Source organism: Enterococcus sp. DIV0774, assembly GCF_050539095.1.
Lineage (GTDB): Bacteria > Bacillota > Bacilli > Lactobacillales > Enterococcaceae > Enterococcus > Enterococcus faecalis.
On sequence record NZ_CP172923.1, the window covers coordinates 257,738 to 276,883 of the forward strand.

Here is a 19,146-nt window from a genome sequence, read left to right on the forward strand (position 1 = left end):
AATAATATAAATAATAGTGTTTTTCAAAGTTTTGTTAATTTTTCATTCGGAATCGCAATTGAAGAAATCACGTGGTATACTTTTAAGAAGAAACAATGACACGAAAGTAGCCATTGGAAAAAGGAGATTATTTCGTGGGAAAAAAACATACATCCTCTTATGAAGTTGCCTACTATGACGGCGATTTTACTGGTGCAATGAAGATACCGGCTTTGTTAGCGGTTGTCATTAAAGTATCAGAAGAACAAACAGAATTACTAGGAAGAGATGCAGCTTATGTCGCCCAATTTGGCCTAGGCTGGGTCATCACCAACTATGAAATAGAGATTCACCGCTTACCAAAAGTTGGTGAAAAAGTAGCAATTACAACGCAAGCTATGAGTTATAACAAATATTTTTGTTATCGTAACTTTTGGGTTCATGATGAAGAAGGCAATGAATGTGTCTTTGTGAAATCAACCTTTGTCTTAATGGATCAAAAAAATCGGAAAATCAGTAGTGTGCTACCAGAAATTATTGCACCTTTTGATTCTGAAAAAATCACTAAAATTTATCGCCATGAAAAAATTGAAAAAGTCACAGAGGGGAACTTTTTACCTTATCGTGTGCGTTTTTTTGATATTGATGGCAATCAACATGTTAATAATGCGATTTACTTTAATTGGTTATTGGATGTGTTAGGGTATGACTTTTTAACAACGCATCAACCGAAAAAAATTCTTGTGAAATTTGACAAAGAAGTAGAATATGGCCAAGAAGTCGAAAGTCATTACGAAATTGTCGAACAAGAAAATCAGTTGAAAACGCGCCATGAGATTCGGATTGATGGTCAAACCTATTGTGAAGCGAATATCGATTGGACAAATTAAGTTAAGATGACGATTTAGAAAATAAAAAGTTGCGCAGAGGAGGAAGGACATGATTCGCTTAGGATTAACATCTTTTAGTGAACACGACTATTTAACTGGAAAAAAACGGGCCACGCTTTATGAATATGCCAGTCATTTACCGCTAGTTGAAATGGACACGGCGTATTACGGGATTCCTCCCAAAGAACGAGTAGCTGAATGGGTCAAAGCAGTTCCCGAAAACTTTCGCTTTGTCATGAAAGTTTATAGTGGAATCAGTTGTCAAGGTGAGTGGCAGACCTATTATGCAAGTGAAGAAGAAATGATCACCGCTTTTTTAGAAAGTATGGCCCCATTAATTGAAAGTAAAAAATTATTTGCCTTTCTGGTACAATTTTCAGGAACATTTGGTTGTACGAAAGAAAATGTCGCTTACTTGCAAAAAATTCGTCACTGGTTTAAAGACCTACCCATCGCCATTGAATTACGAAATAATTCATGGTATCAACCAAACTTTGTAAAACAAATGTTGCAATTTATGAAAGAAAATCAATTTTCACTTGTGATTGTAGATGAACCGCAGATTCCTACGAATCCAGTGCCCTTTTATCCGTATGTAACGAATCCTAATCTCGTGCTCTTCCGGTTTCACGGACGTAATGCGGCTGGCTGGTTAGCCAATGATGCAGAGTGGCGTAAAAAAAGAACCCTCTATCATTATAATACGCAGGAAATCGTTGATTTAAGCGAAGCTGTTTTAAAAATGTCGCAAGAAGCTAAAGAAGTGGGCGTGATTTTTAATAATAATTCTGGCGGCGATGCCGCAGAAAACGCTCTACAGATGCAAAAAGTCTTGAATTTGAGTTACGATGATTTGAATCCAAAACAATTAGATTTATTTTGAGAAAGAAGGTAGCTGAATGTCTGAAAAGCAATCCCCTTATGAAATGGCTTGTGCCTTCCACGAGGTTTTTAATCCACAACAACCAGAGCAACCAACTGCTTTTTCGCCAGAGCTAGCCAGTCGACGAGCAGAGTTTAAAGTCGAAGAACTTGTGGAATTTTTATATAGTGCTGCTAATAATGACCAAGTGCTTTTTCAACAATTGGTCGACGGATTAAAAAAATCTGTCGATAAAGCAGAGCAGAAAGTCTTGGCGAAAGGCAAACCAGTATCTGATCCTTTAGTGGAGGAAGTGGATGCACTAGTCGATTTATTGTATTTTACTTATGGTTCGTTTTGCTTAATGGGCGTCAATCCAACAAAAATTATTGAAATCGTTCATCAAGCCAATATGGGGAAATTATTTCCAGATGGGCAGCCACATTATGATCCGGAAACAAATAAAGTATTAAAACCTGAAAATTGGGAACAAGATTTTGCGCCAGAAGCTAAAATTAAAGCGGAAATTCAACGCCAATTGAAAATTACTGAGACCAATGAAAAAGACGAATGAGAAAACTCATTCGTCTTTTTTATTAATCATGGAAGAACGTCCGATATAAGGCTTTGATGGCTTTTTCCTCTTGTTCTTTTTTGATACCAAACATAATGCTTACTTCCGAAGATCCTTGGTTAATCATTTCTAAGTTGATTTTTTCTTTGGCTAACGCCATTGTACTTTCAGCAGTAACCCCAATTCGTTGGCGCATGCCTTCGCCAACAATCATAATCATGGAAAGGTGATGCGTGATGCGTAACTCATCAGGCGCTAAAACTTCTTGGAGTTGGGCCATCAGTCGATTTTCAATTTCAGTTGTTAACTGGTCTTCTCTTAAAACAATCGTGATGTCATCAATTCCTGAGGGCATATGCTCATAGCTTAAGGCTAATTTTTCTAGTACTTCTAAAAGCCGTCGCCCAAAACCTAACTCTCTATTCATTAAATACTTACTAATGTAAATACTTGCGAACCCTTGATCACTAGCAATTCCTACAACAGGGGCATGCTTCACTTTGCGAGAAGTGGTAATTAGGGTGCCAGGATGATGTGGGTTGTTAGTATTTTTGATAACGACTGGAATATTTGCGCGATAGGCAGGCATTAAGGCTTCGTCGTGGAGGACGGCAAATCCTGCATAAGCTAACTCCCGCATTTCTCTGTAGGTCAATTCTTGAATCGTTTGAGGCTGTTCAATAATTCCAGGATGGGCGACATAAATTCCGTCCACATCGGTAAAGTTTTCATACAAATCTGCTTGAACACCTGCGGCAACAATGGACCCTGTGATATCGGAACCGCCACGAGAAAAAGTACAAATTTCGCCGGCTTCTGTATAACCAAAGAAACCTGGAATAACCAAGATTTGTTGAGTCTCACGATAGGCACTAATTTTCTCTAAAGCTTTTGGTAAAATGCGGGCATTGCCTGGCTCAGGTGTCACTAGGAGACCTAATTCTTTTGGACTAATGTAGCGAGCATCTAAGCCATTTTGCTTGAAAAAACTGGCAACAACTTTTGCATTATTGTCCTCGCCGCTAGCTAAAAAATAGTCAAATAAAAAAGCATTGTTTTCTTTTGGTAAAGTGGCTAATTGGCGAATCGAAATAGCAATATCAGCTAAAACTGCTTTATCCAAGTGTAATTCATCAAAAAGATCTTCATAACGACGAATGATGGCAGAGATTGTCGATTCAATTTCCTCATTATTTAAGTAGCGCTGATAGTATTGAATCAATAAATCAGTCACTTTAATATCTTGCGGGGTTCGCTTTCCAGGAGCGGATACAACGACAAACGTTCGGCGCGGCTCTTCCTTGACGATTTGTAAGACTTTCTGTAACTGTGGTGCTGATGCTAGCGAGCTACCGCCGAATTTAACTACGTTCACGTTTATCACTCCTGTTTTTAATTATTTTCTCATTTGTAGATTAGTAAAAGGATACCGAAAAACATTTAGAAAAGCAACCACTTATTTTCAGAAAGTTAGGAAATCATGAAAATATTTGTTCTTCATTTTTCCTTAAAATTTTGTTAAACTGTAAAGATATGAGTCGTAACGAAGGAGTTAAATAGTATGACAGAATCCAAAACTGCCATTATTTTTGATATGGACGGTGTCCTAGTAGATAGCGAAGCTTATTATTATGAGCGACGTAAAGCATTTTTAGCGGAATTTGATTTGACCATTGAGGGCCTAACCTTGCCAGAATTAGTCGGTGCGGATATGCGTTCATTATGGCAAAAGATTGAACAAGTCAACAAAAAAGAGCTAGATATTGCTTTTTTAAATGAACAATACATAGCCTATAAAAAAGCGCATCCGATAGATTATTTAGCTGTGCTTGATGAAAATGCGAAACGTGTTTTACAATTTTTAAAAAGACAAGGCTATAAAATCGGATTAGCTTCTTCTTCCACAAAAGACGCAATTGAAGAGGTTTTGACAGTGGGGCAATTAAGTAGTTATTTTGATGCGGTCGTGAGTGGGGAAGATTTCGAAGAAAGTAAACCGGCGCCGGATATTTATCTGCACACGTTACAAGAATTAGCTGTTGCGCCACAGGAATGTATAGCCATTGAAGATTCAGAAAAAGGCATTGCCTCTGCCAAAGAAGCTGGGCTAGAAGTTTGGGCGATGCGCGATGAACACTTTGGGATGGATCAAAGTCAAGCGGATGCCTTCTTAACACAACTAAGTGATATTTGTAAAAAAATTAGTGAAAATCGGATCGATGAAAGCAGTGAATCAACCCCTTCGTAAGAAGATCGCGGGTTTTCTTAAAAAAGTTTGTTATAACTAGTGAATGAATATACAGTTTGTGCTATAATTTTCTATAGGTATTTCTGCAAGAATGCCCTTTTTCAAGGGTCAGGAACAATAGATAACCGTGTGAAGAGAACAAACAACCTTTCTTTTATTATAGAAAAATTATCGGAGGAGCCAAAATGAAGAATAATTGGATTATCATTTTAGTACTAGTAATCGTTATTATTGCTGCGGTGCTATACTTAATTGGTTATTTTATGCGCAAAAAAAATCAAGAACAATTAGATGAATTAGAAGTTCGTAAAGAAGCCCTGTTTGACTTGCCAGTCTTTGAAGAAATCGATGACATTAAAAAAATGCATCTAGTTGGACAGAGTCAAAATAGTTTCCGTGAATGGAATCAACGTTGGGTAGAACTATCAACGCGTTCTTTCGCCGAACTAGAGAGTCAAATTTATGAAGTCGAAAATCAAAATGAAATTTTCCGTTTCATGAAAGCGAAGAAAGCAGTCGTGGAAGCGAATGAAACGATGACCGAAATGGAAGCCGAAGTGGAAGTCATTCGTAATGGCTTGAAAGAATTACGTGAAAGTGAAGAGCGCAATTCATTAGAAGTTCAAAAAGCTTTGGATGTCTATGAAGAATTAAGTAAATCACTAAAAGATGATAAAGCTAGCTTTGGTCCAGCATACTCCGAAATCCAAAAACAATTAAGAAACGTCGAAATTGAATTCACACAATTTGTCACACTAAATACATCGGGGGACCCAATCGAGGCTCGAGAAGTCCTAGAAGATGCGGAACGTCATACGTATGAATTGGAAGACTTAATGAAACGGATTCCACCAATGTATGAAGAATTAAATGAAACTTTCCCAGATCAATTAAAAGAAATCGAAGAAGGCTACAACCAATTATTAGCTGACGATTACGTGTTCCCTGAACAAAACTTTGCTGAAGAAATTCAACATGCGAAAAAACGTGTCGAGAATTCAATGGCTGATTTAGAGAAAACAGAGATTGCCGCAGTAGAGGTTGCGAACCGTGACACAGCAACGGCGATTGATGCATTATATGAAGTGATGGAACGTGAGATTGAAGCGAAGAAATATGTCGTGACCAATCAAAAAATTATTGACGATTATATTTCTCATTCCTTAAAAAATAACCGTCAATTAATGATTGAATTGGACCATGTATCACAAAGCTACACCTTAAATAACAACGAGCTAGGACGTAGTCGTGGTTTTCAAACGGAAATTGAAGAAATTATCCGCCGTCAAAAAGACTTGGAACCTCGAATGAAAGAACATACCGTTCCTTACTCTGAAATTCAAGCGTTCTATAAAGAATGCTATAAGATTTTAGATGATATTGAAAATCAACAATTAGAAATCGATGCTTCATTGAAAGAACTAAGAAAAGGCGAAAAAGTCGCCCAAGAAAAAGTTGACGAATACGAATTCCGTTTACGGAGTATCAAACGGTATGTTGAAAAGCAACGATTGCCAGGTTTGTCTGCTGATTACTTAGAATTTTTCTATGTGGCAACGGATCGAATTGAAGATTTAAGCCGAGCCTTAAATAAAATGCGCATTAACATGGATGAAATCAATCGTTTGTGTGACTTATGCGAAGATGATTTAGAGTTATTAGATAAGAAAACAAAAGATTTAGTCAATGCAGCAGCTCTGACAGAACAAATGATGCAATATGCAAACCGCTATCGTCATACTCACGAGAACATCCGAGCGGCTTTAGATAAAAGCATGTATTTATTCTCGACAGAATTCCGTTATCAAGATGCATTAGATGAAATTGGAACGGCATTGGAAGCTGTTGAGCCAGGGGCGTTCAAACGAATCGAAGATTTTTATTTTAAAAATATCAATAACCCTAATTTAACAGCAATTTAATTAAACAATCACTAAACAGAGGTTTGTCGACAGACAAGCCTCTGTTTTTATGGCGTGGGGGTGACTTGAAGTGATACTTTAGAAAGTATATAATGGGAAAGAATTTTAAAAAAGAAGGGTGACAAATGATTTATTTTGATAATAGTGCAACTACACCGATTTACCCCCAGGCTTTAGATACATATGTAAAAACCAGTCAGCGGATTATTGGCAATCCGTCTAGTCTGCATGACTTAGGCAACCAAGCCAATCGGCTCTTACAACAAGCACGGAAGCAGATTGCGGAGCTAATCAATGTTTCAGCAAATGAAATCTATTTTACAAGTGGCGGAACTGAAGGAGATAACTGGGTTTTAAAAGGAACGGCAATCGAAAAACGAGAATTTGGTAATCATATTATTATTTCTGCAGTGGAACATCCAGCAGTTACAGAAACAGCGGAACAATTAGTCGAACTAGGTTTTGAACTTTCTTATGCGCCAGTGGATAAAGAAGGTCGTGTGAAAGTCGAGGAATTACAGAAATTAATTAGAAAAGAAACGATTTTGGTTTCTGTTATGGCAGTCAACAATGAAGTGGGAACGATTCAACCAATTAAAGAAATCAGCGAGGTTTTAGCGGAGTTTCCTAAAATTCATTTTCATGTAGACGCGGTTCAAGCAATTGGGAAAGTTAATTACTCAGAGTGGTTAACGGATCGGGTGGATTTTGCAACGTTTTCTGCACATAAATTTCATGGACCACGAGGCATCGGTTTTATGTATTGGAAACAAGGAAAACGTTTAGCGCCGCTTTTAACAGGAGGCGGGCAAGAAAACAACCAACGCAGTGGGACAGAAAACGTACCAGCAATTGTGGCAATGGCCAAAGCGTTACGTTTGCATTTAGAGAACGAACAACAACGGCCGCAACATGTGGCGACATTACGGAGTTATTTATTAAAGGCGCTAGAAGAATTTCAAAATGTGACTGTTTTTTCACAAGATAATGAACATTTTGCGCCACACATTTTATGTTTTGCTTTGAAAGGGATTCGTGGCGAAGTGCTAGTCCATGCATTGGAAGAAAAACAGATTTATATTTCGACTACGAGTGCTTGTTCTAGCCGAAAAAAAATGGCTAGTAGCACCTTGTATGCCATGCATGTGCCAGGGGAATTAGCGACTTCCGCTGTGCGCATTAGTTTAGATGAAAGCAATACAATGGCAGAAATTGAACAATTTATGATTGTTTTCAACCAACTTTATCAAAAATTTTCTCGTGTAAATTAATAAAAAATAAGTCGGAGCCTAGAAATAGGCTCCGACTTATTTTTGCTCTCTTTATCGATTGAAGCGGTAGCCACTTCCCCAGAGTGTTTCAATTGGAGAGTCAGAAAGATTGGCTTTTTTTAATTTTTCCCGAATCCGTTTAATGTGAACAACGACAGTCGAAACCTCAGTATCTAAGGCATCAAACCCCCAGACACTTTCAAAAAGTTCTTCTTTATTCCACACACGGTTAGGATGTTCCATCAAGAAAACCAACAATTTGTATTCTTTGCTTGTAAAAATAACTTCATTTTCTAAAACAAACACTTTGTGGGCGGCAGTGTCGACAGCGATTTCATTGATTTTTAGTAATTGTGGTGGTTGTTCTGCTTTGCTTAACAATTGATAACGGTTCATATGGGCTTTTGCTCGAGCGACTAATTCATTGGGACTAAACGGCTTGATTATATAATCATCCGCACCTAAGCCAAGCCCACGAATTTTATCAATATCTTCTTTTTTAGCCGAAACAATCATGATCGGCGTTTGCTTTTTTTTCCGAATTGCACGACAGATTTCAAAACCATCCATAGTTGGCAGCATCACATCTAAAATAATTAAATCAAAGGGCTCATTTAAAGCTGCTTCCAATCCTTTTTTTCCATCATGTTCAATTGTGACAGTCATATCGTTAATTTCTAAATAATCTTTTTGCAAATCAGCAATGCTTGGATCATCTTCAATAATTAATACATGTGGTTTCATTTTTCATCCTCCAACAACGGCAACGTAATTATCACGTTGGTGCCGTCTCCTTTTTTACTTGTGACAGTGATTGTTCCCTGATGATAGTCAATAATTTGTTTGACAATACTTAATCCCAAGCCGCTTCCTTTAACTGTTGGGGTTCGAGATTTGTCTACACGATAGAAGCGTTCGAATAAATAAGGTAATTCTTTTTTATCGATACCAATGCCGTTATCTGTAATGGTTAAAACTAAGTCTGTTTGATTATGCGTTAAAGAAATCGTAAAGGCTAGTTGTTCTTTAGTGGGATCCGCAAATTTAATGCTATTTTGAATTAGATTGGTAATCACGCGATTCATCTGCGTGGGATCCATTTGAACGTATAAAGCTTCGGTGGGAAGTACAGAAGTAATCACGAGTTCTTGTTCCAAACGGTATTCTTCAAGAATATGTGCAATAAAACGAGTGAAATTGGTCTTTTCCATTGTAAAGACAGCACGGTCTAGGTCTAATTTAGAATACAAAAATAATTCTTCAATTAAATCATTGAGGCCTAAACTTTTTTCATGAATGACCGTTAAATAGCGCTGTTTTTTTTCTTCGGTATTGGCAACACCATCCATCAAGCCTTCAACGTAACCAATGATAGAAGTAATTGGTGTTTTTAAGTCATGAGAAATATTGGCAATTAATTCTTTTCGATTATCTTCATATTTTTCGCGTTCCGCATTGGCTTCTTCTAAATCTTGCCACATTTGTTCAAAACTAAGTTGGAGCTGTTTGACTTCTGTTGAGACGGTTTGGTGGCTAGTTGGTGTAAATGGATTTTCTTTTTGGGCATCCTTACCCAATGTTTTAGTCGCTTTTTCTAATGCTTCTAATGGCTCGATAGTGGTTTTGGTTAAGCGCTTATTAATGAGCCAAGCTGCCGCAATTGCTACAAGGATAATTAACAAAATCATCCAGATAATCCAGCGTGTGAAGAATTCAAAAAGGCTGCTTTCGCGTTTCAAGACAATAAAGCTCCCGTTAGAACCATCTAAATAATGAAAATCGGATTTGACATAATGATATAGACGCCCTGCATTATCCAGTGTGCCAGTTGGCATAATATTATTCATTTCGTAGTTTGGAATATGTACAGACAAAGATTTTTCTACTAAATTATCCGAATAATAAGGAAACCGTGCATTCTTTCGAATAATCACACTTAATCCTTTTGCCTCAATTGTTTGAATCGTTTCCTTTAATTCTTTACTTAAAGGCGTATCTAGTAATTTCGGTGACTTTTTTAACAATTGATCTAAGGCTAAATAACTTTCTTCTTCGTTAGCGGTCAATGGTCGTTGCTTATTCATCATTCGGTAAGCTTGGGGCAAACTGGGGACAGTTCCTAATGTGATGTAAGAAGCTAAGGATAAAACAGCTAAAACAGAGGCTAAAGTAATAATGATGGCACTAATATAAGAAATAAAAAAGCGGCGTTTAATGGTCAAAAGCGTCCCTCCTAGTGGTTTTAATCTATTTCTTACTTATAGTGTATTACAAGTAAACAAAAAAAAGCTAGTATTGTTATTAACTTTTTTTCATTTGTTTATAATTTGTTCATTTTTCGGCAAGTAGGAGTTTATAAGGCTTTGCTATTCTAGGTATATCAAAAAGAAAAAAGGGGATTACCAACTATGAAAAAGAAAAAAGTTTTTAGTACGATTACCTTATTAACCTTTAGTACGTTGTTGATCGCAGGCTGTGCTGGCGGAGCCAACTCTGCAACAGATAAATCAAGTGCAGCTAGCTCAAGCACTGCAGTCTCTAGTTCAGCAGAAGCAGCTAAAGAGCAATCAAAAGGACAAGAATTAACAGAAATTTTATCCAGTACTGATTGGCAAGGCACAAAAGTTTACGACAAAAATAATAATGATTTAACAGCAGAAAATGCTAATTTTATTGGTTTAGCAAAATATGATGGTGAAACAGGTTTTTATGAATTTTTCGACAAAGAAACAGGTGAAACCCGTGGCGATGAAGGCACATTCTTTGTGACAGATGATGGCGAAAAGCGTATCTTAATTTCGGATACACAAAACTATCAAGCAGTGGTTGATTTAACGGAAGTAACGAAAGATAAATTTACCTATAAGCGAATGGGGAAAGATAAAGATGGGAAAGATGTAGAAGTCTTTGTAGAGCATGTCCCTTATTCTGATAAAAAGTTAACCTTTACGAACGGTCGTAAAGATTTAGAAACAGAAACTGGCAAAATTGTTACCAATGAACCTGGGGATGACATTTTAGGGGCCACATTATGGAATGGCACGAAAGTTTTAGATGAAGACGGTAACGATGTTACTGAAGCAAATAAAATGTTTATTAGTTTAGCGAAATTTGATAATAAAACAAGTAAATATGAATTCTTTGATTTAGAAACGGGTAAAACACGTGGAGATTTTGGTTACTTCCAAGTAATTGATAATAACAAAATCCGTGCTCACGTTTCAATTGGTGACAATAAATATGGAGCTGCATTAGAATTAACAGAATTAAATGATAAACGTTTTACGTATACACGAATGGGTAAAGACAATAACGGCAAAGAAATTAAAGTTTTTGTGGAACATGAACCGTATGAAGGCGACTTTACGCTAGACTTCACGTTCTAATTAGTCAATCACGAGTGGATGAAGCGGTCAAAGGGAAGTAAAGGATTCTTTTGACCGCTTCATTTTTAACAAAAAAATAGTTTATAGTTGTTTTTAATCGTTTATAAATTGTTCATTTTTCTGACAGTGGTAGTTTAGAATCGTTTGTTAAGATTGGTTTATCAAAGAAAAGGAGCGATGCTTTATGAAAAAGAAAGTATTAAGTTCGATTACTTTAGTAACATTAAGTACGTTACTTATAGCAGGTTATGCAAGTCCAGCATTTGCAGGTCATGCAACCAATCCAAATAGTGCTACAGCAAATTTAGGCAAACATCAAAACAATGGCCAAACAAGAGGTGATAAGGCGACTAAGATTTTATCTGGCACGGACTGGCAAGGAACCCGTGTTTATGATGCTGCTGGTAATGATTTAACGGCAGAAAATGCTAATTTTATTGGGTTAGCAAAATATGATGGTGAAACCGGGTTTTACGAGTTTTTCGACAAAAACACTGGGGAAACCCGTGGTGACGAAGGAACATTTTTTGTGACAGGTGATGGCACAAAACGAATTTTAATTTCGCGGACACAAAATTATCAAGCCGTAGTGGATTTAACCGAAGTGAGTAAAGACAAATTTACTTACAAGCGTTTAGGGAAAGATAAACTGGGGAATGATGTTGAAGTTTACGTGGAACACATCCCTTATCATGGGAAAAAATTAGCTTTTACAAATGGACGTGAAGCATTAACCAATCAAACTGGCAAAATTGTGACAAATAAATCAGGGGATAAAATTTTAGGAACAACCTTGTGGAATGGCACAAAAGTCGTAGATAAAAACGGTAATGATGTGACAGCGGCCAATCAAAATTTCATTAGTTTAGCGAAATTTGATCCAAACACAAGTAAATATGAATTTTTCAATTTACAAACAGGTGAAACCCGCGGCGATTTTGGGTACTTCCAAGTGGTGGACAATAACAAGATTCGGGCCCATGTATCTATTGGGTCGAATCGTTACGGTGCGGCGCTAGAATTAACGGAACTAAACAATGATCGATTTACGTATACTCGAATGGGTAAAGATAATGCTGGTAATGATATTCAAGTGTTTGTAGAACATGAATCTTACCAAGGCACATATCATCCAGCCTTTACTTTCTAAAAGTCTCTTGTCTTCTCTCTCATTTAACAAAAGAACGTCCCCCAACGTTCTTTTGTTTTCTCTTCTTCTATAAATAAATTGTTATTAGTTACAATTAAATATTATTATTAAGATAATTATAATAATTATTATTTAATAATTTGTTCATATTATGGACAGGTGGAGTTAATAACTACTTGCTATCCTTAAATTATCAAGAGGGAAAGGGAGTAGTAGCTTATGAAGAAAAAAATCGTTGGTACAATTACATTGTTGGCTTTAAGTGCGTTATTAGTTGGTGGAGCAGGAGGGGCTTTGACGGCAGAAGCATACGTTCCTCAAAGCGTAGACAATCCCAATAATTTAGGGAATTTACCTGAGTATTTACGCTCGGTTGGTATTCGGCAAGATGAAATGTTATCGGAAAAAGATTGGGCAGGTCAACGTGTCTATGATAAAAATGGGACCGATTTAACCGCTGAAAATCAGGATTTATTACATGCAATTAAGTTTGATGCAACCACTAGTTTTTATGAGTTTTTTGACAAAGAAACTGGGAAATCCACAGGTGATGAAGGGACCTTCTTTATGACCGCTGGCTTATCTGATAAGAGCTACTTAGTAATTATTTCTGAAACAAAGAATTATCAAGGTGTTTACCGGTCAAGAATGTTGTACCAAGATACTTTTACGTATACACAAACAGGGAAAGACAAAGCAGGAAATGATGTGGAAGTTTTTGTAGAAAATAAAGCAACCTCTGGTCCTGTCTATGGATATCCGCAACCTTTCCCAAATAATCGTCCGAGAACACTGGAATTTACGAATGGCCGACGTGCGATGACAGAGCAAACAGGGGCAATCGATATTAATCGACCTGGTGATGAGATTCTTGGAAAAACATCTTGGTTGTATGGTACGCCTGAGCGCTTATGGAACGGCACGAAAGTAGTGGATAAAGATGGCAATGATGTAACATCGGCTAATCAAAACTTCATTAGCTTAGCGAAATTTGACCAAGACAGCAGCAAATATGAATTTTTCAATTTACAAACGGGTGAAACCCGTGGCGACTATGGCTACTTTAAAGTAGGAAATCAAAATAAATTCCGTGCCCATGTGTCCATTGGAACCAATCGCTATGGCGCTGTCTTAGAATTAACAGAATTGAATGATAATCGTTTTACGTACACACGAATGGGTAAAGATAACGAAGGAAACGATATCCAAGTCTATGTGGAACATGAACCATACCAAGGAACTTTTGATCCTGAATTTACCTTTTAAGAACAAAACATACGAATGGAAACCAAAAAAAGTTTCGACTTCTTTTGGTTTCTCTCTTTTTAAAATAGAAAAACAGAGAAAGCGTTTTAATCGACAAATAAAAAAAGATTCGTTAGATTAGAACCACTGGAGAAAAATCTCATATTTCTCTCGAGGAAAGGAAGTTGAGCACAATGAACAAAAAAATTTTAATGGGGCTATTAAGTGTCGTGACCATTCCATTACTTGCTGCGTGTCAAGGAGGAGAAACACCCTCCGCAGCGTCAAAAAATAGTCAAACGGTGACTACTCAAAGTAGTGCAAAAACTGAAAGCACCAGTACAACCCGTTCGGTAGCTCAAACAACATCAAAAGAGGAAGTGAAAGAACCGATGAAGACCTATGAAGTGGGTGCGCTTTTAGAAGCAGCCAATCAACGAGATACGAAGAAGGTCAAGGAAATTTTACAAGATACTACTTATCAAGTGGATGAAGTCGACACAGAAGGCAACACACCGCTCAATATCGCTGTGCACAATAATGACATTGAGATTGCAAAAGCGTTGATTGATCGGGGTGCCGATATTAATCTGCAAAATAGCATTAGTGATAGTCCCTATCTTTATGCGGGAGCGCAAGGACGTACGGAGATTTTAGCATATATGTTAAAAAATGCGACACCAGATTTAAATAAGCATAACCGTTACGGTGGCAATGCGTTAATTCCGGCAGCTGAAAAAGGACATATTGACAATGTGAAGCTCTTGTTAGAAGATGGACGAGAAGACATAGATTTCCAAAATGACTTTGGCTATACCGCGTTGATTGAGGCAGTGGGGTTACGTGAAGGGAACCAACTATACCAAGATATTGTAAAATTGTTAATGGAAAATGGTGCGGATCAATCCATTAAAGACAATTCTGGTCGAACAGCAATGGACTATGCCAATCAAAAAGGTTATACGGAAATTAGTAAAATTTTAGCACAGTACAACTAAGTATTGTGTCCTTTCGGGAAGGAATAAATACAGGTAGGAGTGAAGGAAAGCATGAATTATTGGTTAAAAAATGTTCGAATTGAAACAGGGTATCAAAAAGAAGGTGACTGGTTATCTGGGACAGTAACCAAAGAAGTGGCAATTGAAGTAACAGATGGAGTATTTACGAAAATCATCCCCAATGAAGAATTGGTAGAAGAACCTGGGTTGACAATTATTGATGGTCACCATCAATTGATTTTACCAGGTTTGATTGAAAAACATTGTCACTTTGATAAAAGTAAACTAGGTGTTCCGTGGTATCCGGTGACGCCAGCGAAGTCAATTGTGGAACGTGTCGAAGCAGAAATCCCTTATTTAGATAATTTAGAACTTTCTTTAACAGAACGCGCCAACCATTTAATTGACTTAGAATTACCACATGGCGCGACAGCCTTCAGAACACATGTCGACGTGGAACCGATGACAGACTTACGTTATTTTGATGAAGTCCAAGCGTTGGCCCAAACGAAACCATTTGCGGTAGAAATTGTCGTCTTTCCACAGCACGGCTTACTACGTTCAGATTCCGTTGAATTAGTTGATCAAGCATTGGCAAAAGGTGCCGATTTTATTGGCGGCGTGGATCCTTATTCACTAGATGGTGATTACAAAAAATCATTGGCTGAAACATTCCGCTTAGCAGATAAACATGGTGTCGGTGTGGATATTCATTTACATGACCGTCACGAAGCTGGGACAACAACGATTAAAGAAATTATCCGTTTAACGAAAGAATATGGCCTACAAGACAAAGTATTTATCAGCCATGCCTTCGGGTTAAATGATTTCATTGGTGAAGAACGTGATGAAGTTTATGATGCTTTAGCAGCAGAAAAAATTCATATTAATTCCAGCGTGCCAATCACACCTAACACGATTCCGCCAATTATGGAATTGTTACGTCATGGAGTCAATGTCCATCTTGGTTGTGACAATATCTACGATTGCTGGTCTCCTTATGGTGATGGCTCATTACAAGAAAAATTGGCTCGTTTAGGTGAACTTTTTAATGTGAAAGATCAAGATGCTTTAACCCAATTATTGGGCTTAGTGACAGATGGTGTCACAACTTTAGACGAACAAGGGCAAGCAAATTGGCCGCAAGTTGGTGCTGAAGCAACTTACTTACTCACTGAAGCAGAATGTGCGGCGGCTTTTGTCGCTCGTCAGACACCGGTGGAAATAAGTGTGGTAAAAGGAACCACACTTTATCAAAAATAACAAAAAGAAGCGAGATTTCTCGCTTCTTTTTGTTATTAAATTTATTTGGATTAGACGCTTAATTTTACAATTGAAAACGACATCCATCTTATATTTAATTGATGAAATTAGTGAGAAGAAGTATGATTTAATTTAGCTCTGATTACTTTTGATACATCGTTTTTCAACTGATCAAAATCTGATCTATAAGTAGCAATAAAAACCAATAAATCAACGCCTTCTTGCGTATCTAATTGGAAATCATAACCGTTTAATTGTAAAAATAAGTCGGTTGCCATTACAGCTGTCCGTTTATTTGCATTGTAAAAACAATGCTTTGTTGCAATGTTAATCATTAAAATAGCTGCTTTTTCTTCAATTGTTGGGTACAGGTCAACGTCAAAGACGAATTGTGCTGGTTGGTTGCTAGCCATTTCTAATGCATTACGATCTTTGATGCCAATTTGTTCTGCGGGAGAATACGTTTGGATCAAGAAAGTATTCATTTGAAATAGATCATCCGCTGATAAATAATAAATACTTTTCATTTAGTAACCAATTCTTTGTACAGCTCATTATGTTTTTGTTTTGAGTTCTCCATCATTTGTTGTAATTTTTTTTGATGTTCTGACATATTTTTTTTAACAATAATATCTTTTAATTTTTCTTCGTCTACATAAACGGTGTCTGTCGCAGTCGCACCAATGCTTTCTAGAAACTCTTTTGACAATGTCATAACAACAGAATTCCCAACTTTTCTAAGTTTTCTTTCTTTGATTTCCACTAGTAACCCACCTTTCGTATATATTGTATATACAGTATATCATGGATCATAAAAAAGTTTCTATCACAAGTCTAATACTTTAATAAAATTTCTTGATTGCTTATCGTTCCTTCAGCCAGCTATCCAATTGCTCAAATAAAGTGATGACCGAAGGATCTTTGGTTTGTTTTAAAAAATCATGTTCTAAATAGTAAACCGCTTTAAAGGTACTCTCAGGAATGGTCCGTCCGATTTTTTTGCTATAGCGGAACGGCACTTCTTCGTCTGAACTGCTAGCTGTACTGAAACAAGGTGGAAAAGTTTTTAATGTTTCGTCTGACAGTGCGTAAGCAGACCAGTCCCCATTTTCTGGTAATCCGTAAAAGTGCGGCAATAGCGCTTGCTGAATACTGTAATGATACAGCAGATAGCGAGAAAGAAAAGGATCATCCCAAACAGGCTTCGTTTGGTCGATAGCAGCTATTTCTTTAGCGGAAATGGCTTGCTTTAATAATTTCCGTGGCTCTTTAATAAATTCTAAATCTGTATAGCCGTAAAAGTTGACTAAAAATTGTGGCGTCAAATTTAGTGTTTGTAATTGTTTGGTTAACTGTAACATTAAATAACCGCCAGCGGAACGTCCGCACAAACCAAAGGGCTGGTTCTGAATAATCTCTTCGTTTAACAATTGTAAGGTTTCCGTTAGCGTCCTTAAGATGTGATCGATTTTTGTATTTGGAGCCAACAAATAGTCCAGTGCTAAAACGGTATAGCCATTGCTTGTAAACAGCTCCTTCAGTTCTTCTGGTAAATCACTTTTGGTTCCATAAATCATCCCGCCACCGTGTAAATAGACGACATAGTTCGTTGGTTCAGTCGTAGTGGGGTAGATAGTAACTGTTGCGCCATTAGCGAGTGTTTGATTGTTTTTCAAGTGCACGTCTCCTCATCTTTATAATGTATGTGGCAATTTCATAATTTAACAATTGCAAGGGATTGGCTAAGTCAATATCAAGAAGTTGTTCCACTTTGTTTAAACGATAACGAATCGTTTTTGAATGAAGGAACATCGCTTCAGAGGTCTGTTTATAGTTGCGATTATTTTGGAAAAAACTGTACAAGGTTTCAAACAAATCGTAGTTATTTTCGGCTAATTGATAAAGTGCGCGAGGAATTAATTCGTCTAAATTTTCCAATTGGTCTTCGCGGATAAAATTTTTAAATACCCCAATATCGGCTAAGGTGACAATTGGTCCGTTATAAAAAGTTTCATTAAAGCGCAGAATGTCCAGGCATTCAATCAGTAGCTCTTTAATCCCTTCTCGTGATTTTAAACTGCTGACGGCAACGGTAAGCGTGTCGTTTTCTTCTAAAAGTTCAGCTAATAAACGACTTAATTGCAGCTTTGTAATTTTTCCATCACTTTCATTGAAGTTAAAAAGGACCGCCGAATAATTTAGCTGATCAAAGAAGATGGATTTCACACGCAGGGTACGAAGTAAGGCAATAATTCGTTCTTTCATGAGTTGTGTATTGGTGTCTTTGGTAGAAAAAGCAATCGCTTGGTAAGAATCTAGCTCTTGCATTTGCACTTCACGAAGCAAACTGTTTAGCTCGTCAGGATTTTGCGGTGTATTTTGTAAAATAGCATCCGCTAAGTTGTTCAAACGAGTATACCGTTCTTTTTTTAACAAATTTTCGGTATTGAATTTTTCTTGTAAGACATCAATCGCATTTTCGATAATCACTAAATCCGTTTCTTTAACCTTTTCATCTTGTAAATAAACCAGAAGTAAACAATTAGTGGAATAACTATTGAAAATAGAAACTTCTAGTGCCAACTGTTTTTTGGGGTTGGCATGAGAGTAAAGTGTTAAAAGAGAGTAATCGTTTTTAGTGAATTCACTGTTTTTTAGTTTTTCTCTTGAGAGCACAATCGCATCATGGGGTAAGTCACCATCGCTAATTTCCAGATGTTTATCCAACATTTTTAAAGCGAAGGGTAATTTAATGATGTCATAAAATTCTTGCATAATCGTCTCAACCGTTGGGTAGTGGCGCTCTAATTTGGTGAAACGTTGGCGCACATCGTAATACGTACGTAAGACATGCGACTGATAATTCAACAAAGGCTCGTAAATCGTAAATAGAATTTTTTCATAGCTAATGTCTTGTGTGATTTTAATTAAAGGAATTTCATAATTGAAACATAATTCGATAAACCACTCTGGAATCATTTTAATGAATCGATCTGTTTTCAAAATTAAGCCGCTGATGCCAATTCGGCGCATCTTTACGAAAAAATTTTCCAACTCTTTTTCGGGTAGATCATGCAATGCGTAGAAAGAAGTCAAAATTAACTGATTCTTTCTACTCCAGTTCTCGATATCAATCGCTTCTAAGACCATTGCCGAGTCAACTTCATTGTCTAAACCAATCTCTCTCGTCAAAATTTTACCTTTTTTTAAGTCACCTATCGATAATAACTCTCTTAATTTCATCGTTTTCTCCTTTTTTCCTCTTATGGATAAAAATTATACCATTTTTTTAGAATTATGTCCGATGAAAACACTTTCTCGTTTCGATACAATAGCATTGTAAGGAATAGATAGGAGG

Annotated in this window: 18 protein-coding genes; 11 read left to right on the forward strand and 7 right to left on the reverse strand. The window is 37.0% G+C overall.

The window, feature by feature from the left end; genetic code table 11:
- Window positions 1-134: 134 nt before the first annotated feature.
- Genes IGL86_RS01375 through IGL86_RS01385 form a run of 3 tightly spaced genes read left to right on the forward strand, consistent with a single transcriptional unit; the run spans window position 135 to window position 2,305 of the window.
- The gene (locus tag IGL86_RS01375; RefSeq protein WP_002355227.1) at window positions 135-869 is read left to right on the forward strand and encodes an acyl-ACP thioesterase domain-containing protein; all 735 of its coding nucleotides are present in this window, start codon (window positions 135-137) and stop codon (window positions 867-869) included.
- Between the two features lie 49 nt (window positions 870-918).
- A complete protein-coding gene (locus tag IGL86_RS01380; RefSeq protein WP_002375779.1) occupies window positions 919-1,752 on the forward strand; it encodes a DUF72 domain-containing protein in 834 nt (277 codons plus the stop codon).
- Between the two features lie 16 nt (window positions 1,753-1,768).
- Window positions 1,769-2,305, forward strand: coding sequence for a haloacid dehalogenase (locus IGL86_RS01385; RefSeq protein WP_002358362.1), 537 nt, complete (start codon window positions 1,769-1,771; stop codon window positions 2,303-2,305).
- Window positions 2,306-2,327: 22 nt separating this feature from the next.
- On the opposite strand, the gene IGL86_RS01390 is transcribed toward IGL86_RS01385, so the two are convergent.
- Window positions 2,328-3,680 (reverse strand): aspartate kinase, encoded by a 1,353-nt coding sequence (locus tag IGL86_RS01390; RefSeq protein WP_010707879.1) that lies wholly within the window; start codon window positions 3,678-3,680, stop codon window positions 2,328-2,330.
- Window positions 3,681-3,866: 186 nt separating this feature from the next.
- On the opposite strand from IGL86_RS01390, the gene IGL86_RS01395 reads away from it, so the two are divergent.
- From IGL86_RS01395 to IGL86_RS01405, 3 genes are all read left to right on the forward strand, one after another.
- Window positions 3,867-4,553 carry an HAD family hydrolase gene (locus tag IGL86_RS01395; protein WP_002355232.1) on the forward strand — a complete coding sequence of 229 codons (687 nt, stop codon included), beginning with the start codon at window positions 3,867-3,869 and terminating at the stop codon, window positions 4,551-4,553.
- A gap of 185 nt (window positions 4,554-4,738) precedes the next feature.
- Window positions 4,739-6,475 (forward strand): septation ring formation regulator EzrA, encoded by a 1,737-nt coding sequence (gene ezrA, locus IGL86_RS01400; protein WP_002355233.1) that lies wholly within the window; start codon window positions 4,739-4,741, stop codon window positions 6,473-6,475.
- A gap of 125 nt (window positions 6,476-6,600) precedes the next feature.
- A complete protein-coding gene (locus IGL86_RS01405; RefSeq protein ID WP_002355234.1) occupies window positions 6,601-7,746 on the forward strand; it encodes a cysteine desulfurase family protein in 1,146 nt (381 codons plus the stop codon).
- 51 nt (window positions 7,747-7,797) lie between these two features.
- Here the strand turns inward: IGL86_RS01405 and IGL86_RS01410 are convergent, their stop codons facing one another.
- Window positions 7,798-8,490, reverse strand: coding sequence for a response regulator transcription factor (locus IGL86_RS01410; RefSeq protein ID WP_002355236.1), 693 nt, complete (start codon window positions 8,488-8,490; stop codon window positions 7,798-7,800).
- Window positions 8,487-9,830, reverse strand: a complete 1,344-nt coding sequence (locus IGL86_RS01415; RefSeq protein ID WP_025190482.1) for a sensor histidine kinase — start codon at window positions 9,828-9,830, stop codon at window positions 8,487-8,489. Before IGL86_RS01415 ends, IGL86_RS01410 begins: the two co-directional genes overlap by 4 nt.
- Window positions 9,831-10,154: 324 nt before the next feature.
- Here IGL86_RS01415 and IGL86_RS01420 point away from each other — a divergent pair, with 324 nt between their 5' ends.
- The 5 genes from IGL86_RS01420 (at window position 10,155) to IGL86_RS01440 (ending at window position 15,788) form a co-directional block, all read left to right on the forward strand.
- A complete protein-coding gene (locus IGL86_RS01420) occupies window positions 10,155-11,132 on the forward strand; it encodes a DUF4822 domain-containing protein (RefSeq protein WP_430605624.1) in 978 nt (325 codons plus the stop codon).
- Between the two features lie 184 nt (window positions 11,133-11,316).
- Window positions 11,317-12,282, forward strand: coding sequence for a DUF4822 domain-containing protein (locus tag IGL86_RS01425; RefSeq protein WP_033625316.1), 966 nt, complete (start codon window positions 11,317-11,319; stop codon window positions 12,280-12,282).
- A 219-nt stretch (window positions 12,283-12,501) separates the two neighbouring features.
- Window positions 12,502-13,548, forward strand: a complete 1,047-nt coding sequence (locus tag IGL86_RS01430; protein ID WP_016618113.1) for a DUF4822 domain-containing protein — start codon at window positions 12,502-12,504, stop codon at window positions 13,546-13,548.
- Between the two features lie 173 nt (window positions 13,549-13,721).
- Entirely contained in the window at window positions 13,722-14,525 is an 804-nt protein-coding gene (locus IGL86_RS01435; protein WP_002373191.1) for an ankyrin repeat domain-containing protein, read from the forward strand.
- 51 nt (window positions 14,526-14,576) lie between these two features.
- A complete protein-coding gene (locus IGL86_RS01440) occupies window positions 14,577-15,788 on the forward strand; it encodes an amidohydrolase family protein (RefSeq protein WP_033625315.1) in 1,212 nt (403 codons plus the stop codon).
- 107 nt (window positions 15,789-15,895) lie between these two features.
- Here IGL86_RS01440 and IGL86_RS01445 read toward each other — a convergent pair whose 3' ends face one another.
- The 4 genes from IGL86_RS01445 to IGL86_RS01460 all read right to left on the reverse strand — a co-directional run bounded on the left by IGL86_RS01445 (window position 15,896) and on the right by IGL86_RS01460 (window position 19,031).
- Entirely contained in the window at window positions 15,896-16,315 is a 420-nt protein-coding gene (locus tag IGL86_RS01445) for a type II toxin-antitoxin system death-on-curing family toxin (protein WP_002355245.1), read from the reverse strand.
- Window positions 16,312-16,551, reverse strand: a complete 240-nt coding sequence (locus IGL86_RS01450; protein ID WP_002358371.1) for an AbrB/MazE/SpoVT family DNA-binding domain-containing protein — start codon at window positions 16,549-16,551, stop codon at window positions 16,312-16,314. Before IGL86_RS01450 ends, IGL86_RS01445 begins: the two co-directional genes overlap by 4 nt.
- Window positions 16,552-16,651: 100 nt before the next feature.
- Window positions 16,652-17,464 (reverse strand): alpha/beta hydrolase, encoded by an 813-nt coding sequence (locus tag IGL86_RS01455; RefSeq protein WP_033625314.1) that lies wholly within the window; start codon window positions 17,462-17,464, stop codon window positions 16,652-16,654.
- A complete protein-coding gene (locus IGL86_RS01460; RefSeq protein ID WP_010824988.1) occupies window positions 17,439-19,031 on the reverse strand; it encodes a PucR family transcriptional regulator in 1,593 nt (530 codons plus the stop codon). Before IGL86_RS01460 ends, IGL86_RS01455 begins: the two co-directional genes overlap by 26 nt.
- Between the last annotated feature and the right edge of the window lie 115 nt (window positions 19,032-19,146).